Annotated in this window: 24 protein-coding genes and 2 tRNA genes; 15 read left to right on the top strand and 11 right to left on the bottom strand. The window is 57.7% G+C overall.

Translation table 11 applies throughout. The features are described from left to right. The 12 genes from J3362_RS18160 (at position 1) to J3362_RS18105 (ending at position 7951) form a co-directional block, all read left to right on the top strand. On the top strand, positions 1–468 hold the full coding sequence (locus tag J3362_RS18160; protein WP_349521651.1) for a hypothetical protein: 468 nt from the start codon (positions 1–3) through the stop codon (positions 466–468). Further along, entirely contained in the window at positions 465–728 is a 264-nt protein-coding gene (locus tag J3362_RS18155; protein ID WP_349521650.1) for a hypothetical protein, read from the top strand. Before J3362_RS18160 ends, J3362_RS18155 begins: the two co-directional genes overlap by 4 nt. After that, positions 725–1075, top strand: a complete 351-nt coding sequence (locus tag J3362_RS18150; RefSeq protein ID WP_349521649.1) for a hypothetical protein — start codon at positions 725–727, stop codon at positions 1073–1075. The genes J3362_RS18155 and J3362_RS18150 overlap by 4 nt, the downstream gene beginning before the upstream one ends. Next, positions 1072–1338: a hypothetical protein gene (locus tag J3362_RS18145; RefSeq protein WP_048496294.1), complete on the top strand. Its 267-nt coding sequence runs from the start codon at positions 1072–1074 to the stop codon at positions 1336–1338. The genes J3362_RS18150 and J3362_RS18145 overlap by 4 nt, the downstream gene beginning before the upstream one ends. A 326-nt stretch (positions 1339–1664) precedes the next feature. Then, on the top strand, positions 1665–1964 hold the full coding sequence (locus tag J3362_RS18140; protein ID WP_349521648.1) for a hypothetical protein: 300 nt from the start codon (positions 1665–1667) through the stop codon (positions 1962–1964). 12 nt (positions 1965–1976) lie between these two features. Further along, positions 1977–2231, top strand: a complete 255-nt coding sequence (locus J3362_RS18135; protein WP_349521647.1) for a hypothetical protein — start codon at positions 1977–1979, stop codon at positions 2229–2231. Positions 2232–2251: 20 nt separating this feature from the next. After that, positions 2252–2497 (top strand): hypothetical protein, encoded by a 246-nt coding sequence (locus J3362_RS18130; protein WP_349521646.1) that lies wholly within the window; start codon positions 2252–2254, stop codon positions 2495–2497. A 117-nt stretch (positions 2498–2614) separates the two neighbouring features. Beyond that, positions 2615–3976: a hypothetical protein gene (locus J3362_RS18125; protein ID WP_349521645.1), complete on the top strand. Its 1362-nt coding sequence runs from the start codon at positions 2615–2617 to the stop codon at positions 3974–3976. Positions 3977–3981: 5 nt separating this feature from the next. Beyond that, positions 3982–4302, top strand: coding sequence for a DUF2523 family protein (locus J3362_RS18120; RefSeq protein WP_062787215.1), 321 nt, complete (start codon positions 3982–3984; stop codon positions 4300–4302). A gap of 66 nt (positions 4303–4368) precedes the next feature. Next, positions 4369–5595 (top strand): zonular occludens toxin domain-containing protein, encoded by a 1227-nt coding sequence (locus tag J3362_RS18115; RefSeq protein WP_349521644.1) that lies wholly within the window; start codon positions 4369–4371, stop codon positions 5593–5595. A 125-nt stretch (positions 5596–5720) separates the two neighbouring features. Beyond that, the gene (locus J3362_RS18110) at positions 5721–6983 is read left to right on the top strand and encodes a phage replication initiation factor (protein ID WP_349521643.1); all 1263 of its coding nucleotides are present in this window, start codon (positions 5721–5723) and stop codon (positions 6981–6983) included. Then, on the top strand, positions 6980–7951 hold the full coding sequence (locus J3362_RS18105) for a phage integrase (RefSeq protein WP_349521642.1): 972 nt from the start codon (positions 6980–6982) through the stop codon (positions 7949–7951). Before J3362_RS18110 ends, J3362_RS18105 begins: the two co-directional genes overlap by 4 nt. Before the next feature lie 64 nt (positions 7952–8015). Here J3362_RS18105 and J3362_RS18100 read toward each other — a convergent pair whose 3' ends face one another. The 11 genes from J3362_RS18100 to J3362_RS18050 all read right to left on the bottom strand — a co-directional run bounded on the left by J3362_RS18100 (position 8016) and on the right by J3362_RS18050 (position 15873). Next, complete coding sequence (locus tag J3362_RS18100; RefSeq protein ID WP_349521641.1) at positions 8016–8345, bottom strand: hypothetical protein; 330 nt, start codon at positions 8343–8345, stop codon at positions 8016–8018. A 43-nt stretch (positions 8346–8388) separates the two neighbouring features. Next, on the bottom strand, positions 8389–8673 hold the full coding sequence (locus J3362_RS18095) for an excalibur calcium-binding domain-containing protein (protein WP_349521640.1): 285 nt from the start codon (positions 8671–8673) through the stop codon (positions 8389–8391). Positions 8674–8808: 135 nt separating this feature from the next. Then, a tRNA-Met gene (locus J3362_RS18090) sits at positions 8809–8885 on the bottom strand. Between the two features lie 92 nt (positions 8886–8977). Then, on the bottom strand, positions 8978–10069 hold the full coding sequence (gene ychF, locus J3362_RS18085; RefSeq protein ID WP_349521639.1) for a redox-regulated ATPase YchF: 1092 nt from the start codon (positions 10067–10069) through the stop codon (positions 8978–8980). A 37-nt stretch (positions 10070–10106) separates the two neighbouring features. After that, on the bottom strand, positions 10107–10694 hold the full coding sequence (pth, locus tag J3362_RS18080) for an aminoacyl-tRNA hydrolase (RefSeq protein ID WP_349521638.1): 588 nt from the start codon (positions 10692–10694) through the stop codon (positions 10107–10109). Positions 10695–10724: 30 nt separating this feature from the next. Continuing rightward, positions 10725–11372, bottom strand: coding sequence for a 50S ribosomal protein L25/general stress protein Ctc (locus tag J3362_RS18075; protein ID WP_349521637.1), 648 nt, complete (start codon positions 11370–11372; stop codon positions 10725–10727). 166 nt (positions 11373–11538) lie between these two features. Then, positions 11539–12489, bottom strand: a complete 951-nt coding sequence (locus J3362_RS18070; protein WP_008176348.1) for a ribose-phosphate diphosphokinase — start codon at positions 12487–12489, stop codon at positions 11539–11541. A 52-nt stretch (positions 12490–12541) separates the two neighbouring features. Further along, a tRNA-Gln gene (locus tag J3362_RS18065) sits at positions 12542–12616 on the bottom strand. Between the two features lie 19 nt (positions 12617–12635). Further along, a complete protein-coding gene (gene ispE / locus J3362_RS18060) occupies positions 12636–13499 on the bottom strand; it encodes a 4-(cytidine 5'-diphospho)-2-C-methyl-D-erythritol kinase (RefSeq protein WP_349521636.1) in 864 nt (287 codons plus the stop codon). Continuing rightward, positions 13496–14128 carry a lipoprotein insertase outer membrane protein LolB gene (gene lolB, locus J3362_RS18055; RefSeq protein ID WP_349521635.1) on the bottom strand — a complete coding sequence of 211 codons (633 nt, stop codon included), beginning with the start codon at positions 14126–14128 and terminating at the stop codon, positions 13496–13498. The genes ispE and lolB overlap by 4 nt, the downstream gene beginning before the upstream one ends. Next, positions 14125–15873, bottom strand: coding sequence for a tetratricopeptide repeat protein (locus J3362_RS18050; protein ID WP_349521634.1), 1749 nt, complete (start codon positions 15871–15873; stop codon positions 14125–14127). Before J3362_RS18050 ends, lolB begins: the two co-directional genes overlap by 4 nt. Before the next feature lie 247 nt (positions 15874–16120). Between J3362_RS18050 and hemA the strand changes: the two genes are divergently transcribed. From hemA to prmC, 3 genes are read left to right on the top strand one after another with little or no spacing between them, the layout of a single operon-like run. After that, complete coding sequence (hemA, locus tag J3362_RS18045; protein WP_008176344.1) at positions 16121–17410, top strand: glutamyl-tRNA reductase; 1290 nt, start codon at positions 16121–16123, stop codon at positions 17408–17410. Then, on the top strand, positions 17407–18495 hold the full coding sequence (gene prfA, locus J3362_RS18040) for a peptide chain release factor 1 (protein WP_349521633.1): 1089 nt from the start codon (positions 17407–17409) through the stop codon (positions 18493–18495). Before hemA ends, prfA begins: the two co-directional genes overlap by 4 nt. Further along, positions 18485–19336, top strand: a complete 852-nt coding sequence (gene prmC / locus J3362_RS18035; protein WP_349521632.1) for a peptide chain release factor N(5)-glutamine methyltransferase — start codon at positions 18485–18487, stop codon at positions 19334–19336. Before prfA ends, prmC begins: the two co-directional genes overlap by 11 nt. Positions 19337–19343: the final 7 nt, after the last annotated feature.

Genomic DNA, 19343 nt, shown 5'->3' with positions numbered 1-19343 from the left:
ATGAAGCCCCTGAACCGAGTCGGCAGAAAGACCCAGACCATCGTCCGTGTCGCTAAAGAGAAAGGCCGTCTCCTCGCTTGCACCTTCTACTTCTTCAACGGCTCTGAGTTCGTCGCATCCTCTGACCGCCTGGGCCCCGCCCGAATGGTCAGGCCTGGAACCGTGGCTGTCAGCAAGTCTGGCCGTCAGTGGTTGGCTGTTGGTGGCGACCATACAAATGGTGCTGCCGGTTGGCGCTTCGTCTCTTCCCATATTGATCAACCGCCGGTTGGTGGCGACGTCGTGCGATTCATCGACAACCCTAGGGCCCTGAAGATCCGCGCCAACCTCGACGCCTACCTGAACTACTACAAGAGCGTTAAAGGCGTTCTTCCTCGCGCTGTCGTGCTGCGCCGCGAACAACTGAAAGCCTGCGGGGCAATGCCAGGGCAGTTCTATAAAGGTGTTTGCCTGGAGGCCTACGCATGACCCCCGCTATCCGAGAACTCAAGAAACACCAGATCCGGACCCTGTTCAACGTGGCCATCCAGCTCCTGGACAACGGCGAACGGGAAACCGCCTTCGAATGCCTAATCAAGATCCAGGGCATGATGGCCGCCTTCGACCAGCTCGACAGCACCCTCTGTGCCTACGCCAAGCTTGCCGAATCCGCCTTCATTACCTATGTGCAGTCCAGGTCCATCAGCCCGTTCATGCATTCCGTCCGGATGGAGGCCTCCATCCAATGATCAAGCGCATTCATCAGAAGCCAGGGCAGGGCATGAGGCTGTCACCGAACGAAAAGCGCACCAGTTTTGCCTTCCAGGGCCCTCGTCCGTCCTCTGCGCTCACTGCCCAGGCCCTGGAAGGCCTTTTTGACAATCTCCTGCATCAGTTAAGCCTCCTGCAGGAAGTGCGCACCGACTACCCGTGCGACTACATGGCCCGCTGTAAGGCGGGATTCACCGACGCCCTGATCCACGAACTGGAAGCCACCGGCCATCACAGCCCGGCCTTTGACCGCCTCATACAACTGCGGGACGCCTGGGACTGCGGCCACCTGGATCTTCCCAACGTCACGGAGACGCAACCATGAGCCACATCCCACCCAGAAAAGACCAGGTGGAAGACAAAGAGCGCCGTTTCTACGTCTGCGCCCCGTCCTCCATCTACCTCCAGCTCCAACAGGAAGCCATCCAACGCGGAACAGACCTGTGGACCCTCGGAGGTTCCGTCCTGACCGCATGGCTGGAGGCTGGCTGCCCGACCTTTGGCACTCAGGACCAACCCCCTGAAAAGCCTTCGAGTCCGCCCCCGTCATCGTCACCACTCGCGCACGAAAAGGGGGCCGGACAGTGACCGTTGCAAGGCTGGCGCGCAGCGCCAGGGCCACAGGCCCCCTGGCCTTGTGGCGGGCTCTGGCTGGTCCACAGTGCGCATCCGGAGTGGTGAGGATGTCGGGGGAGGACGCCCGCCCCTTGATTCCGAACCATGAGCACAGGAGGCAAACGGAGTGCGGCAGGCGACAGGGATCGTCACCCGTAAGGGTGGCCACCTTAGTGGCCAGGAGCAGAGCGAGTAGAGCCCGCCCCGAAGGGGTCGCATAACCCAGATTCAAACCTCCCGGAGCTTCCGGGAATAACACGCAACCGAGCAACACCCAACGAAACCAGAGGACACACGCAATGGAAAACTACCTGAACCTCATGATCATCGGCGCCACCCGCTACGACATCGACGGCAACCGGGGCGGTTCCCTGTGGGCCTACTCCCCAGCCGAAGCTGACGACGACAACCGGGTCGGCAACGAAGTCATGAAAATCGCCTGCGACTGGAAACACATCGATCAGCTCCGCAACCACGCCGAACGCCTCCCGGCCATGTTCACCGTCAAGGCTCAAATGAAAGCCGGGCAGGGCGGCAAGATCACCTTCAAGGCCCTGGACATGAAACCCCAGGACGTCACCAAGAAACCGGCTGCCTAAAGGAAGCCACCAATGCCAACCGTCCAGAACTACCAATGCACCGGCACCCTGACCAGCGAAACCATCAATGGCAACGCAGTCATGGCCTGCAACGGCGGCACCTGGACGGTTCAAGAGATTCAGCAACAAGACATCGAAACGGTGTTTGCTGAATACCTTTCGCCCGATCCTGAAATGATCGGTTTGGTTATGGGTTCGGCCCTGGTCTTCTGGGCCATCGGAATCGGACTGAGCCGGGTTGTCCAGGTCATGCGGAAGGTCACTTAAACCAAACCGGAGAAAAAGCCATGTCCCAAGTAATCGAAATGAAGCAAGCAAAGAACGGCGTCTGGGCTCGTCGCAGCGCCAAAATCGGCACCGCCCTCGTCGCAGGGTTCGCAGCCGGCACCGCCGCCGCAGTGGACCACTCCGCCGCCATCGACGGAGCCTTCACCGACGGTTCCACCAACGTCACCACCGCCGTGACTGGCGTGATTGCCCTGGTCGCCATCGTGACCGGCCTGGGCATGATCGTCAGCATCCTGCGCCGGTAATGTTCACCGGTGTACTAATCGGGGCCCTCTGGGCCTCGATGTTTGCCCTCGGATACAACGGCAACTGACGCAAACCCAGAGGGCCGGACAACCGGCCCTTTTTATTGGCGCACCACCATGAGAAAGCTCCTCCTCATCTTCGCCCTGATCTACACCGGACTGGCTCAAGCCATCCCGGCGCCCCCTTCAGACGACTGGCACATATACAGCGCCAACCGAAAGTGCGGTTCCAGCCGGATCGACAGGCCCTCTCAGGAAGTGGTCGACGCCTACGAACAAGCCCAGGGCTGTGGGGCTCGTGATGAAAACGCGCTCTCATCCTATTGGCTGCCCCGTTGCCAGACGGATTACGGCCGATGCGAGCTTTTCGCTTCACAGAACATTCCGCCTTATCAGTCTGGAACCTACCTCGGTCAGGCCCAGTTCACCACGCGCTATTTCGAACATATTTATTACTACACCGGCCCCGACAACAAAGAGACCTGTGCCGAGCAGGGCAAGAACTACGACCCCTACGCCGACGAAGGCGTCCAGTGCATCAGCGAATGCGCCCACGGCTCCTTTGACGGCATCTGCCTCAAGAAACCCGAAGAACCCCAGGACGAATGCACCCCTGAATCCCCCGACTACCGGGGCGAACTCGTCCTGGGCTACGGCAAAGGCTCCTCGTCCATGTGTGGCGATTACGACCAGTGTTCCGGCGACGGTACCGGCGGATCGGTCGGCTTCTTCAACGGCGAGCTGCGCTGCATCTCCGAGGATTACGCACCCCCAAAGTGCAAATCCGGCACCATCGCCGTCATCGACGATTACGGCTTCACCTGCGAAACCCTGGAAAATCAGCCCGAAGAACCCGACACCCCGGAAGAGCCCAACACCGACACTGACGGTGATGGCGAACCGGACGAATACCAGGAAAAGAACGACCCCGAATCCCTCGATAAAGGCCTCGACAACCTCGCCGACCTGCTCGGCCTCGGCAACGACAAAACCGACAAATCCAACCAGCACCTGGGCAAGATCGAAAGCGTCCTCAAGTCCATGGCCGACGACCTCGGCTCCCTCAAAACCATGGGCGAAAACGGCGAACTCGCCGGCGGTGGTGGAGGTTCAGGTGGAAACGATGGCGGAAACGACGGTGGATCCGGAGACGAGGGCGACGGAGAAGAACAAGACCCACCCGTCACCTGGAGCGGCAACCCCATCGACACCGAACTGAGTGACACCGACGCCGACTACGACCAGGTCATGGCCGACTACCAGGCCAAGATCACCGAGATCAAAAACGAAGTGCAGGCCATGTTCAGCACCAACCTCAGCGGCGGTGGCTCCATGGCCGACAACACCAAATCCATTATGGGTGTGGACGTCAATTTCTCGCTCAACCGCTTCCTAGCCGGCCTCGACATCCTTGGGGCCATCGTCCTGTTCTGCGCCGCGTTCATCAGCGCCGGCATTCTCTTCACTGGAAAGGGGTAACCACCATGGAATTCATCGCTGATTTCTTCAACGCCATCTGGGCCTTCTTCGAAAGCATCCCCGCACTGATCGACGACTGGATGGTCAAGGCCGGCGCCTGGATCGTCATTGCCTCCACCAAAGCCAAGATCGCCTTCATTGGTTACAGCTGGGAAGTGGCCCAGGAAGTCCTGAGCCAGCTCAACGTCTCCGACACCATCGAAACCTACTGGGGCCAACTCGATAGCCAGGTGCTAGGCGTCGCCACCTACCTCAAGCTCCCCGAGGCCTTCAACATGATCATCAACGCGAGAGTCACCCGCTACGTCATGGACGTGATCGGCTAACCCGGTTCTGCAAACCAAAGTGATGAAAGGGAAAAACAGAAAAGACACCAGGTTAAGGAAGCATTCATGAGCATCGTCATTCACCACGGCCACCCCGGTTCCTATAAGTCTTTCGGCGTCCTCCAACGTCACGCCATCCCGGCTCTCAGAGAAGGGCGAACCGTGGTCACCAACATTCGCGGTTTCGATTCCCTGGAAAAAGTGGAGGAAGTGTTAAACGAAAACCTCCCCGAAGAAGCAGCCATTCTCAACGTCAACACCGAGGGAAGGGACGAAAAGGACTACATGGCCCGATGGTTCCACTGGGCCCCACAAGGGGCGATGGTTCTTATCGACGAAGCCCAGGCCATCTACCCGGCAAAGCGCAAAGACTTCAAACCGGAAAATCTCGATTACCCCGGAGGCGCTGATCAGGCCAAACAGGACGAACGCCCCGCCGACATGTTCGAAGCCTACGACATGCACCGGCACTACAACTGGGACGTCTTCCTGTGCACCCCAAACATATCCAAAGTCCATATGGACATCCGACAGGCCGCCCAGGTGGCCTTCCGTCATTACTCCATGGGTGAGCTACTGCCCTGGAAGAAGGGCAAATGGAGGGAAGTTGAACATGACCCAGAGAACAATGGTAAAGCCAAAACCCATGCATACGGAGTCCCGAAAGAATACAAATCGGACCCGACGATCTTCGCCACCTACCAGAGCACAAAGACCGGCGACCATAAGTCCAATCAAGGCCCCCAAAGCGTTTTTAAAGATAAACGCGTTGTGGGTTATCTTTCGTTGTCAGTCATTTCTCTACTGGTGTTTGCCTACCTTGCGGTCAGCATCTTCGAAAGGGAGAGAACTTTCGATGCGGGCGATCCGGCGAATATTCAGAGTATCGATGCGGCTGGCCCTGATGCTCTGTCTGATGGTGGTAATGTCCGCGATCCTCAAGCTGGTACTCCGAACAGCGGTGGCCTAGCCAGTCACCCGAACACACGTTCCCATCCTCTAGCCGACTCCATCGTTCGCATCGCCGGCCACTTCAACCGCGTCTACCTGTTCCACGGCCTCGACCGCCAGGGCGAGTTCTCCTTGAACCAACAGGACGTTGCCAGCATGGGCTACTGGGTCCGCTACAACACGCCTTGCCATGCCGAACTCTGGTGGCGGGGTGAGAACGTCCAGGATGTCTATTGCCAACGAAACCGCATCCGCGAACCGGAGCCACGCCCGGACGTTGAACCCGATCAGTACCCGAGAGACATCGCAAACCCGCTTCAGAAAGTGAATGAAGAGGCGTAGCCCGCGGACGGCCGCGACGATGGCGAGGAGCGGCAGGGAGCGGGCGAAGCCCAGAGACGTCCCTGTAACACGTCTCATAGATACCGAATCTTCGGTTCAATAACAGACAGAAAGGAACACTACATATGATTAACGACTTTGAGCGCTTCAACGTCCAGACCGGTGAGGTCGGAAAAGGGGATTTGTTCATCGGTCCCGATGGTAACCAGGTGGATCTTTCCCAGGTAAACGTTCTTTGGACCGGAACCGATACCGTCCGTCAGTTATTCGAGGGAAGGCTTAAGCCTGAAGTACTCGCGGATATCGCAACCGCCTATGATGAAAGCTTCGAAGCCTCGGTCGAGATCCGTGGCGTTCAATTCCGCGTCCAGTCTGGCCGGCGTGGTGGCTTCAAATACCTGCTGCAAAACCGTGAATATGGCCTGACGATTCTCATCCAGAACTTTTATGCGGAAGCGGATAACCAGGGAACCCACGTCAAGATCGAAACCTCTCCCCGTTGGCTTTATGAGAGATCCAGCGACCAGATCCATGATGAACTCGCAGGGTGGGGCATTCACTTCCTGAAAGGCATCAAACCCGTTGGCATCGCCCTCCACCTGGCCGTCGACTTCCAGGGCTGGGAGCCTCCTGCAGATTTCGCCCAGCACTTCGTAACCAGGGCAAAGACCGTTACCGTTCACAACGGCCTGAGTGACTTTCACTTCCAGGGACTCCACGGAACCACCATCAACGGTCGAGGCGAGACCTACACCTTCGGCAAGGCCAACAGCCTGCAAGTCTGCCTCTACGACAAGTCCAAGGAAATCGATGTCTCCGACAAGCGTGCCTTCATGGAGGGCATCTGGGAATGTGCGGTCAATGAAGACTCCTTCCCGGACACCTGCTATGACCCCGACAAACCCGTCTGGCGCCTTGAAATCCGCTTCCACCATCGGATCGTCAACGAGATCTCCCAGGGTACACCTGGCATGAAGCCCATCTTCACCTATATGGACGCGGTACCGCACCTGACCGGGCTCTGGCAATACGCCCTCCAGGGCAACCGCTACGAGGTCAAAAGAGACTGGGTACACCCCATCTGGACCAAGCTCCGGCAAGACATCGGCTTCGGCTATTCAGCCCCGGATCTGCTCTACAAACGCGCAAAAAAGGAACCCGGTTGCGGCAACGAAAAGAACGTTTCCCTCGCCTTCGGCAATCTCCTGAGCATTTATGCCCGCAACCGGTTTAACACTCGTCAGGCTTGGGATTGCCTCAAGAAAAGTGGCCTCTGGGAAGACCTCTGTAACTACTACCGACGGAGGGAGATCTACGAAAACGAGTTATATCGGCTCGTGGACGATGGATTAATAAGGCGACGACTACTGACCAAGGTGGCCGCGTGATCGAGAAGACCGACAACGGCTGGAGAGTCGATTTCTACCCATTTGGTAAGAAGACGGGTCCCCGTGTTCGAAAGCAGGGCTTCAAAACCCGCCTCGATGCACTTCAGTTCGTGCGGGATTATGGCCGGAAGGATCGCGCACCCTCGGAACGGCTAAAAGACCTGGTTAAGAAGTGGTACGACTACCACGGCCACACTCTGAAAGATGCCAAGTACCGTTTATCCAGGACAAACGCTATCTGCGACCGATTGGGTAATCCAAGGATCAAAGACTTCACTGCCACTGACTGGATGGAGTACCGCGCTGAACGAATCAAGGAAGTCACGCCAGGCACCTGCAATCACGAACAGCGTTACCTGTCGGCTGTCTTCGCCGAAATGGTTCGGATTGGTCATCTGAAAACCAACCCGATCGGGCCGGTTCGCCAGGTTAGGGTTAAAGAACGGGAAATGTCCTTCCTTACCATTGATCAGTGTAACCAGCTCCTGGATGAATGCCGGCAGAGTTCAAACGAGTTCGTCTGGTCAGTGGCCATGATTTGCCTGGCGACGGGCTCCAGATGGATAGAAGCGGAAACCCTCACCAACTCGGGCTTTGTATCAGGCAAGGTCATCTTCAGGGATACGAAGAACGGAAAGAGTAGGGCGGTTCCCATCGATCCGAAGATCCAGGAGCAGATCCTGGAAAATGCGTTACCTGGTCCAGGGCGTTTATTCGGCCCCTGTCGATCCGCTTTTCGGGCTGCTTATAAACGGTGTGGGTTCTCAACACCGCAACAGCTGACACACATTCTCCGGCACACTTTCGCAAGTCATTACATGATGAATGGTGGAGACATTCTTACTCTCCAGCGCATCCTTGGGCACGGAAACATCACCATGACCATGAAGTATGCGCACCTATCGCCGGATCACCTGGAATCAGCGGTGCGGTTATCGCCTGTGAGTGCTATTGCATTGAATTCGTGAGAGAGAAGGGAATTGGTGAGATGCTACTGGGAGCGGGTGCTTGGCAAAGTAGCATCTAATGACATCATCCGAGCGGGGTTATGGTCTGCTTGGCGTGACAGAACATCTCCTTTTGCTTCATAAGCTTCTGTCTCACGCTGCCTGATTTATGCCTGAGTTCGTATCTATACTCCCAGCATTTCTTGGCAAAGAACCAGTTTGCGTACCGACGGCACCCTTTCCAGTCTAGACCGCTGTACCTATCGCAGACAGAGCTATTGATGATCCGCCAGTTATTGTATCTGTAGTCGAATTTATAATAGTCCGGCTTCATCTTTTCGAATCGTTCGGCGTGAGCAATTGTCGAACTTCCTGCGATAGCCAAAACCAGCACTGCAAAAACAATCCGTTTCATTACTGCTCCTTGTTGATCTATCACTTCTCAATCCATTTGGTGGTCAAAACCTGGAATCGTTTTCACACGGAATGCCGTCACCGTCACCGTCCATCTTCGTGTTTGGGCAGTTCTGGATAAAGAACTCGGCCTCTGCCCTGGACATCATCTGACTGCAGTGCTGCCTACCGTCACAATGAAAACTGGTCACACGCTTGGCTTCCTCGATCAATGCTTTTTGTTCAGCCATTGGATTAGCCACTGGAGTGGGTTGGCTTTCCGGTTGTTTCGACTGATAGAACTGCCATGCGCCGAACGCTACCAGGGCAATCAGAATGAGGTTCTTCAAAGTAACTTCCTTATGGTTATCTTGCGTCCGATAAAAGAGGTAGGCGAAATACTACCACCGTCTGGGGCAACGGGGGACAAAAAGGGGACAACCATAAAAAAAGGGTCACGACTTGCGTCGCAACCCTTTGAATCTTGGTAGCAAGGGGCGGAGTCGAACCGCCGACCCCAGCATTATGAGTGCTGTGCTCTAACCAACTGAGCTACCTTGCCATTTCGCTTTGGGCATCGCCCCAAACGAGGCGCGTATTTTCAGTATTTGGGCCCTTTCTGTCAAGGCTTAGACCCCAGTTTTTCCTGAAAAATTACACGTTGAAGCGGAAGTGGATAACGTCGCCGTCTTTCACGATGTATTCCTTGCCTTCCAGGCGCCATTTTCCGGCATCCTTGGCCCCGGCTTCGCCGTTATACTGAACGAAATCGTCGTAGCTCACCACTTCTGCCCGGATGAACCCGCGTTCGAAGTCGGTGTGGATCACGCCGGCGGCCTGAGGCGCTGTGGCGCCGATTTTTACGGTCCAGGCGCGGACTTCCTTCACCCCGGCGGTAAAGTAGGTCTGAAGGCCCAGCAGGCCGTAGCCGCCGCGAATTACCCGATCCAGGCCTGGCTCTTCCATGCCCATTTCTTCCAGGAACATGGATTTTTCATCGTCTTCCAGTTCAGAGATTTCGGCTTCTATCTTGTTGCAGATGGGCACAACCACGGCATTTTCCGACTCGGCGATCTTGCGCACCGTGTCCAGATGCGGGTTGTTCTCAAACCCATCTTCGCTGACGTTGGCAATATACATGGTCGGCTTGACGGTCAGCAGGCAAAGCTCCCGGATCAGCGCTATCTGGTCCTTGTCGAGGTTCATGCTGCGCACCGGTTTGCCTTCGTTGAGCACGGGCAGCAGCTTTTCAAACATTTCGAGCTGGGCCTTGGCTTCTTTGTCGCCGCTTTTTGCAACTCGCTGAACTCGTTTGATGGCTTTCTCAACGGTTTCCAGATCAGCCAGAGCCAGTTCTGTGTTGATGATTTCTACGTCTGACGCCGGGTCAATCTTGTTGGCAACATGAATGACGTTGTCGTCCTCGAAGCAGCGCACCACGTGGGCGATGGCATCGGTCTGGCGGATGTTGGCCAGGAACTGGTTGCCCAGGCCCTCACCCTTGGAAGCGCCTGCCACCAGGCCGGCAATGTCGACAAATTCCATGGTGGTAGGGACGACACGTTCCGGCTTTACGATTTCCGCCAGCTTGTTGAGGCGCGGGTCCGGCATGGCGACAACACCGGCGTTGGGCTCGATGGTGCAGAACGGGAAGTTTTCCGCGCCAATGCCGGATTTGGTCAATGCGTTGAACAGGGTAGATTTGCCGACGTTGGGAAGGCCGACGATGCCGCAGTTAAATCCCATGGAATGCCTCTGCTGGTACTGGAAAAATTTGAGCGGATTATACCGGTTTGAAACTGTGCAAGCGATTCATGGCGGCGGGGAGTTTGCCGCTGGCCGCATCCGGTAATACCCGCATGATTTCGTCGATCACTGCGTTCAGTTCCTCGGTTTCCTGTTTGCCCAGGCGGCCGAGAACGTATCCGGTGACCCTGCGGCTGTCGCCGGGGTGGCCGATACCAATGCGCAGTCTCTGGAAATCGTTGGTGCCCAGATGGGCGATGGTGTCACGCAGGCCGTTGTGTCCGCCGTGGCCGCCACCTTTCTTGAGCTTGGCGGTTCCCGGGGGCAGATCGAGTTCGTCGTGGGCAATCAGAATCTGTTGGGGCTGAATCTTGAAGAAGTCTGCCAGCGCCTTGATGGCCAGGCCGCTGCGATTCATGAAGGTGGTTGGACTCAGGAGGTGCAGGTCCAGGCCCTGCCATTGAATGCGGGCATAGAGCCCGTGGTACTTCTTTTCGGGGCGGAGCGTCTGGCCCGCGGTGCGAGCCAGAGCTTCCACGAAAAGGGCGCCGGCGTTGTGGCGGGTATTCTCGTAGTCAGCGCCGGGGTTCCCCAGACCAACCACCATGACAATATCCTGCGCCATTCGCCGTTGCCCTCCTCAGTGCAGGAGTGGTTACTCCTTGTCTTCGCCTTCTTCACCTTCTTCGCCGTCTTCGGCTTCGTCATCAACCTTGGCGCCGCGCGGCTTATGGATAGCCACTACAGGCAGGTCGTGATCTTCACCCTGGAGCAGGGCGGCAATCTTGACGTCTTTCGGCAGTTTCAGGTCGCTCAGGTGAACTACCTGGTCCATCTCGACAGTGGTCATGTCCACTTCGATGAACTCGGGCAGGTTCTGCGGCAGACAGATCACTTCAACTTCGTTGATCTGGTGGTTCGCTACGCCGCCGTGCAGCTTGATAGCCGGAGCGGTGTCTTCGTTGACGAAGTGCAGCGGTACGTTGACGTGGATCTCGTGGTCCTTGTCGACGCGCAGGAAGTCAGCGTGGGTCAGGATCGGCTTGTACGGGTGACGCTGCAGATCCTTCAGGATGACGCTTTCTTTCTTGCCGTTCAGTTCAACGGTCAGAACGTGAGAAAAGAAGGCTTCGTTCTCCAGGGCTTTCTTCAGCTCGTTGTGCCAGATAGCAATCGGAGTTGCATCCTTGTTGCCACCATAGATGATGGCCGGGATTTTCCGTTCCTCACGACGCAGGCGGCGGCTCGCACCTCTCCCCTGATCGTCACGAGGAAATGCTTCGATAACAAATTCCTGAGACATGGTAATAACCTCAATCGTCACCTGAACTGCCCGCGACCAGGCGTTGGATCAGGTGATGTTTTTGAAAAGCCGGATTTTTCCGGCTGACTAAAAGCGTCGGGAGCCTGTGTAGGCTCCCGACCCGGTAACTGCTTGTAATGCCTTGATATTACGACCGAAAGGTCACTCAGGCATTCTCGAACATGGCACTGATGGACTCTTCGTTGCTTACGCGGCGAATAGACTCCGCAAGCAGCCCGGCCATTCCGAGGACGCGGATTCTATCACAATTGTGCGCTTTGTCACCCAGCGGGATGGTATCGCAGACCACAAGTTCGTCCAGCTGCGAGGCATTGATGTTATCAATGGCCGGGCCGGAGAGAACCGGGTGGGTGATGTAGGCAACCACGCGGGCCGCGCCGTGTTCTTTCAGGGCGTTGGCCGCTTTGCACAGCGTGCCGGCGGTATCGATGATGTCGTCCACCAGGATACAGGTCTTGTCTTTGACATCACCGATGATGTGCATCACCTGGGACACGTTCGCTTTCGGGCGACGTTTGTCGATGATGGCAAGGTCGGCGTCGTCCAGGCGCTTGGCCACGGCACGGGCGCGAACCACGCCACCAACGTCCGGAGATACCACGACAAAGTTCTCGAAACGCTGCTTGAAGATGTCCTCGAGCATGACCGGTGTGGCGTAGATGTTGTCCACCGGAATATCGAAGAAGCCCTGGATCTGGTCGGCGTGCAGGTCAACGGTCAGAACCCGGTCAACGCCGATGCTGGAAATCATGTCTGCGACCACCTTGGCGCTGATGGCAACACGGGTAGAGCGTACCCGGCGATCCTGGCGCGCGTATCCGTAATAGGGGATAACGGCGGTGACCCGTGTAGCGGAAGCACGGCGAAGTGCGTCGGCCATCACGATCAGTTCCATCAGGTTATCGTTGGTGGGGTAGCAGGTCGGCTGGATGATGAACACATCATGGCCGCGGACATTCTCATTGATCTCGACGGTGGTTTCCCCGTCGCTGAAACGGCCTACAGTGGCCTGACCCATGGGAATGTGGAGTTTGCGGGCAATCGCCTGAGCAAGTTCAGGGTTGGCGTTACCAGCGAAGATCATCAGTTTGGACACGACGGCATCCTTCTCAGTATCGGCGTTTGATTCAGAAGAAGCGGGAGAAAGGTGGCTGGGGTGGCAGGATTCGAACCTGCGCATGACGGGATCAAAACCCGTTGCCTTACCACTTGGCGACACCCCAGTATCGTGCTTTTTTGGCATCATTTCAGCTCTGTTAGCTTTTTGTGTAGAGGTGACTTGTTCACCCCTTTAGCTACGAACCCCGTGACGCCGGAGGGTTTGCTTTCCCAGATGATCCGGGCTGCGGATTCTGTCGGGAAACGTCCAAATATGCAAGCCCCGGTTCCGGTTAATCTTGCAGGTCCGAATTGTGCAAGCCATTCCAGGCTCTGGTTAACCTCAGGATACAGTTTTCGAACTACATCCTCACAGTCGTTTCGGTACCTCGAGGCGTCTCCCTCAAAAGCGGGCGCTATTTTGATTCTCGGGGTGTTCCTTGTCAACCCTTGCTCGGAAAAAATCTTGCCAGTGTTTATGTTGCAGTCTGGCTTGAGAATAACGAACCAGTCTTCCGGTGGATTCGCCTTGGTTAATGTTTCACCAACGCCTTCGCCGAAGGCGGCATGGCCACGGACAAACACCGGTACATCGGCGCCCAGGCTCAGGCCGACTTCTGCAAGCTCATCGGTACTCATCTCGAGCTGCCAGAGATGGTTCAGTCCCAGCAAGGTGGTTGCGGCGTTCGAGCTGCCGCCGCCCAGGCCGCCGCCCATGGGCAGCCGTTTGGTGATGCCGATGGTAACTCCGGGCCGGTCGCCCTGAGCCCGTTCCTGAAGAACTCTGGCGGCGCGAACGATGAGGTTGTCGTCATCTTCGACGCCCGGAACAGGCTCCGCGAGCCTCACGCCGGGCTCGCCGGGCGTGAGGGTGAAGGTCAGTTCGTCTCCGTAGTCGAGAAACTGAAACAGGGTCTGAAGTTCGTGATAGCCGTCGTCCCGGCGCCCGACAATGTGCAGGAACAGGTTCAGCTTGGCCGGTGAGGGCAGTATCAGGTCGGGTGTCACTCGCGCTGCTCCTGCCAGTCGCTGACCACCAGCCGGACACGCTTTTCTTTCTTGAGGGCGGTGATGCGAGCGGGGAGTGCAGGATAACTGGAGAGGAAGGTCTGCCAGCGGTCATAGCGGATCTCCCAGCCGTTCTGGCGGATTATGGCAAGGGTGCCCTGATCATCAAACAGCAGGCGGTAATCGCTGGCCGGAGATGGCAGGCCCCGAATCCACCAGGTCAGGTTTTCCAGCGGCAACTGCCAGCCCGTGGCAGCCTCGACCAGCGCTTCCGGCTCGCCCGAGCGATAGGTTTCGCCGTTCGGTAGGGTCAGCTCGATAAACCCGGGAACCCCTTTGAGTGTTGTGCTGCCCATACCGAGGAAAGATGAGGAGAGGGCAAGATCGTAAGCTTCGCCATCCTGGATCCAGTGATTGATGATGGCGGTTCCGCTGTCGGATGGCTGGCGCACGGCCAGCTTCCCGGACAGCTTCCAGTGGTCGAGTTTGTCGAGACTGGCGGCGCGAGTGGTCCAGTTAGCCGGAGGCTGGTCTGTCATGCCCTCCGGCAATGGATCGATCTGGATCGTAGTACAGGCGCCGAGGGTGGCAAGCATCGTCAGTGCCGCCAGAATTCGCGCCAGTCTCATTCGGATTCACCACCATTGGTCAGCCGATCAATAGTTTCTCTGAGCACTTCGTGATTGCTGTCCTGCTCCAGGCCTTCCTGCCAGATGATTCGGGCCTGTTCTTCGGCTCCGTTCATCCATAGCGCCTCACCATAGTGAGCCGCAACTTCCGGATCGGGGAAGGCGGCCCAGGCACGAGAAAGGTAGTCGAGCGCCGGCTCGAGCTGGCCTTCTAGGAACAGGACCCAGCCCATGCTATCAAGGATGGCCGGATTGTCCGGATCCAGCCGCAGTGCTTTCTCGATATAGCCGCGGGCTTCTCTCAGTCTGTCTGTCCGGGTGGTCAGGATGTAGCCCAGGGCATTCAGGGCAACAGCGTTTTCCGGGTCCTGTTCGATAATCTGCTTCAGATCGGCTTCGGCTTCGGCAGGCTGTCCGATGCCATCGTAGAGCATGGCCCGGGCGTACCGGATCTCGATGTTGTCCGGATGTTCGTCCAGAGCCTCTGTGGCGGTGCTCAGGGCCTGCTGTTGCTGTTCCTGATCCAGCAGCAGGTTTACTTCCAGTAACCAGAAGTTCTCTGCCTGCCGCGGATTGGCTTCGCGCAGCCTGCGGATGCGGTCAATGGCGTCTTCAAGCTGTCCGTTTTCAGTCAGCAGGGAACTGGCGCGGGCGAGGGCCGGAAAGTAGTAATTGCCCTGTTCCACGCTCTGGTAATAGCCAATGGCCTGCTCGGTATTGCCTGCCTGGTCCTCAATTCGGCCCAGGTAGTAGTTGGCTTCGCTGGTATGGTGGCCCTGTTCGGCCAGCTGTGTCAGCTCTTGCCGTGCCAGGTCGGTCTGCCCATTTTCAAGAGCGACCAGCGCATGAGAGAGTCGCAGGCCCGGGGTGTCCGGGTGACGCTTTACGAGGCGGTTGAATTCATCCTGGGCAGCCTGTAATTCGCCTTCATTTATAAGCATGCGGCCGTAAAGCGTGCCCATCTGTCGGTTGCCCGGAAAGCGGCGGGTGTTGGTCAGCAGGTAATCCAGGGCGCTGCTTTTCTGACCAGTCTGGTAGAGCAGGTCGCCCTTGAGAATGATAGCCGGCTGGAAGTTCGCGTTTTCCTGCAGGAGTGGTTCGAGTCTGTCCAGGGCTTGCTGTGGCTGCCCGGTTACTTTCAACAGGAGCGCGATGCTGTATTCCAGTTCCGGTGTGTCGGGGTGGCGCTCCGACATCTCTTTATAGAGGGTGAGCAGTTCCTGCTGTTGCTCTGGTGGCAGATTGGCAGCCATCGCGGCAAGGCTGTCGAAGTCGGCATCGCCGCCCTGATCCATGATCCGTTCCATGTGATGAATGGCAGTCTGGAGGTCGTTTCCCTTTACGGCCTGAATCGCAGAGATTCTGTGGGCCTGGAGGTTATCCGGGTTGATCTCCAGCCACAGCTCGGCGAGCTGTTTCTGGGCGTTATCGCCGTTCAGGGACTGGGCGATTCGCATCGCCCGCTCAATCACCACCTGGTCTCGGGACTGTTTGGCAGCCTTCAGGTAGTTAACCAGGGTAATGTCGTAGCGTCCGCGCTGGGCTGCAATTTCGGCAGACAGAAGCAAATAGAGGGTTTCGGGCTCAAAATCGGCGTATTCAACCGGCGGCTGTGGTTCTGTCTTTTCCCCGGCGGCGACGGTTTCGCTCTTGGCGGGCACTTCCTCTGTGCCGGTGAGGCTGGCACAACCCGCCAGCGTGAGGCCAAGCAGGCAGGTAACCAGAAACGGTACGGATTTGTGCATGCAACTTCCCATGATCTGTCGAAAACGCATCTGAAATAACCACGCTCCAGCCCCGGATTTGAGGTAGATCGGGTCGCGGCCTCAGCCGAATCCCTATAATGGCATAAGCGCCTGATCTTGCCCAACCTGTCCGCACTTGCCGAAGCTGCGGTGGTTTTGGGTGGCAGCTCAGGCCGCTGGCCGTTAAAATGTTCTGTAATTGCGCGTATCTAAACCGCTCATCGGCAAAAGGTTGTACAACCACGAAATGGCACTGGTAACGCTGGGAATCAATCATCGCACGGCCCCCGTAGAATTGCGGGAGCGAGTAGCGTTTACGCCCGAGCGTATGGCGGAGGCATTTGCCGAGCTGCGTGCGACGTCAGGCGCCACCGAGGCTGCGATACTCTCTACCTGCAACCGAACCGAGCTGTACCTGGCCGGCGATGACGACTGCGCTCCCATGGTGCTTCGCTGGATGGCAGGCTTCCATGGTATGGACGCCGCGGAACTTGAAGAAGCGCTGTACGTGCACCGCGACGGTGATGCCGTCAGGCACATGATGCGAGTGGCCGCCGGCCTGGACTCCATGGTGCTGGGCGAGCCACAGATCCTCGGGCAATTGAAGGATGCCTATTCCCTGGCCCGGGAACACGGCGCCAGTGGCTCGTTCCTGTCCCGATTGTTCGAGCATACCTTCTCGGTCGCCAAGCGAGTGCGCACCCAGACAGCCATCGGTGAAAACCCCGTTTCTGTTGCCTACGCAGCGGTGAGCATGGCGCACCATATCTTTGCCGACATGTCCCGCAACAAGGCCTTGTTGATCGGTGCCGGCAAAACCATTGAGCTGGTGGCCCGGCACCTTGCAGATGCCGGAGTGAAAGATTTCCTGGTGGCCAACCGTACCCTTGAACGGGCACAGGCACTGGCAGAATCCCGCGGTGGCAAGGGCATTGTGCTGTCCGAGATCCCGGAACACCTGGCCGATGTCGACATTATAATTTCTTCAACGGCAAGCCCATTGCCGATCCTTGGTAAAGGTGCCGTTGAGCGTGCCCTGAAGAAACGCAAACACCGTCCCTATTTCATGGTGGACATTGCGGTGCCCCGGGATATCGAGCCGGAGGTGGCCTCGCTGGACGACGTCTATCTCTACACGGTGGACGACCTGCGCCAGGTTATCGAAGAAAATATCCGCTCTCGTGAGGGCGCGGCCCGGGAGGCCGAGAATCTTGTGGCGTCCGGGGTTCAGGACTTCCTGAACCAGCTAAGGGCGCTGGATGCGGTGTCCACGCTCAAGCAGTTCCGGCAGCGTGCCGAAGTGCTGCGCGATGCGGAGACCGAAAAAGCCCTGCGCGCCCTGCGCAATGGCACAGATCCTGAAACCGTGCTGCGCAGTATGGCACGCGGCCTAACCAACAAACTCCTGCACGAGCCCTCTGTGCAGGTTCGCAAGGCCACCACAGAAGGTCGCACCGAGGTGACAGAGTGGCTGCGTGAGTTGCACCAGCTGGATGCACTGGACGCGGACACGACGACAACCCCGGAAAAACTATGAAGCCATCGATCCAATCCCGCCTCGAGCAGCTTTCCGACCGCTTCGAGGAAGTCAGCGCATTGCTTAGTGATTCCACCATTATCTCCCAGCAGGCCAAGTTCCGGGACCTTTCCCGGGAGTTCGCCGAGATTGAGCCCATTGTTCATTGCTTCCAGGCGTGGCAGCACTCCCTGGATGACATCGAGGCTGCGCGCGAGCTGGCGAAAGATGGCGACGCCGATATGCGGGAAATGGCCGAGGAAGAACTGCAACTTGCCGAGCATAAGAGCGAGGAACTCGATGAAGAGCTCCAGCGCCTGATGCTGCCGAAAGACCCGAACGACGGCAAGAACGTATTCCTGGAGATTCGTGCTGGCACCGGTGGTGACGAAGCTGCCATTTTTGCCGGCGACCTGTTCCGGATGTATCTGCGCTATGCCGAGCGCCGGCGCTGGCAAGTGGAGGTTTTGAGCGAGAGCGAGGGCGAGCACGGCGGCTTCAAGGAACTGATTGCGCGCGTGGCCGGTGACGGAGTTTACGGTGCCCTGAAATTCGAGTCCGGTGCCCACCGGGTGCAGCGTGTTCCGGAAACCGAATCCCAGGGCCGGATCCATACCTCGGCCTGCACCGTGGCGGTAATGCCCGAGGCCGATGAGGCTGAGGCCATTGAGCTCAACAAGGCGGATCTGCGGGTAGACACGTTTCGTGCGTCAGGTGCTGGCGGCCAGCACGTAAACAAGACCGATTCGGCGATCCGGATAACGCATTTGCCAACTGGCATCGTGGTGGAATGCCAGGAAGAGCGTTCCCAGCACAAGAACCGCGCCAAGGCGTTGAGTCTGCTGGCCTCTCGGCTTCAGAATGCCGAGACCGAGCGGCAGCAGAAGTCCATGGCTGAGACTCGCAAGAGCCTGGTGGGCAGTGGCGACCGGTCCGAACGGATCCGTACGTACAACTTTCCCCAGGGGCGGGTGACGGATCATCGGATCAATCTCACCCTTTACAAGCTCGACGAAGTCATTGCCGGTGACCTGGACGCCGTCGTCGTGCCTCTGCAGCAGGAACACCAGGCCGAGCTGCTCGCCTCTCTCGCCGATGACCAGTAAGCCCTCGCTGACCTGCGAAGCCCTTCTGACGGAGGCATCCAGCCGAATTGAAAGTGATTCGCCGAGACTGGATGCCGAGCTGCTGCTGAGCCACATTGCGGGGCTCAGCCGAACCAGTTTTCGGGCCTGGCCGGAACGTGAGGTTACCGATGCTCACGCCGATGCCTTTGAGGCGCTTGTGCAGGATCGGGTGGCCGGCAGGCCAGTGGCGCACCTGTTGGGACAGCAGGAGTTCTGGTCGCTGCCGCTGAAAGTCAGTGCCTCCACCCTGATTCCAAGACCGGATACCGAATGTTTGGTGGAAGTCGCCCTGGACCTGGCGTTACCCCGGCAGGCCCGAGTGCTGGATCTGGGGACGGGTGCCGGCGCCATCGCCCTGGCTCTCGCCAGTGAGAATCCGGACTGGAGAATTTCTGCTTGTGATGCCGTGGCTGAAGCAGTCGCGCTTGCTCGTGACAATGCCGATGCGCTTGGTCTGACAGTTTCTGTGGTTCAGAGCTCCTGGTTTTCAGCACTCACGCCCGGAAGGTTTGATCTGATCGTCTCCAATCCCCCCTATATTCCGGATAGTGATCATCATCTGACCGAAGGCGATGTCCGGTTCGAACCTGCCTCGGCCCTGGTTTCCGGCAGTGATGGTCTGGATGATTTGCGGCTGATTATCAGCCAGGCGCCGGATTGGCTGGTTGAAGGCGGCTGGCTTCTGGTTGAGCATGGTTTCGATCAGGCGGAGGCCGTGGCAGAGTTGTTTCATGCTCGCGGGTTTAAAACCGTTGAGACCCGGCAGGATTATGGCAACCGGGATCGGATGACACTTGGGAAATGGTATTCCGGTGCCTGACAGTGGA

The sequence above is a fragment of the Marinobacter sp. NFXS11 genome (assembly GCF_040148675.1).
In the GTDB taxonomy this organism is placed as follows: domain Bacteria; phylum Pseudomonadota; class Gammaproteobacteria; order Pseudomonadales; family Oleiphilaceae; genus Marinobacter.
This window is presented reverse-complemented; position numbering and strand designations above follow the sequence as displayed.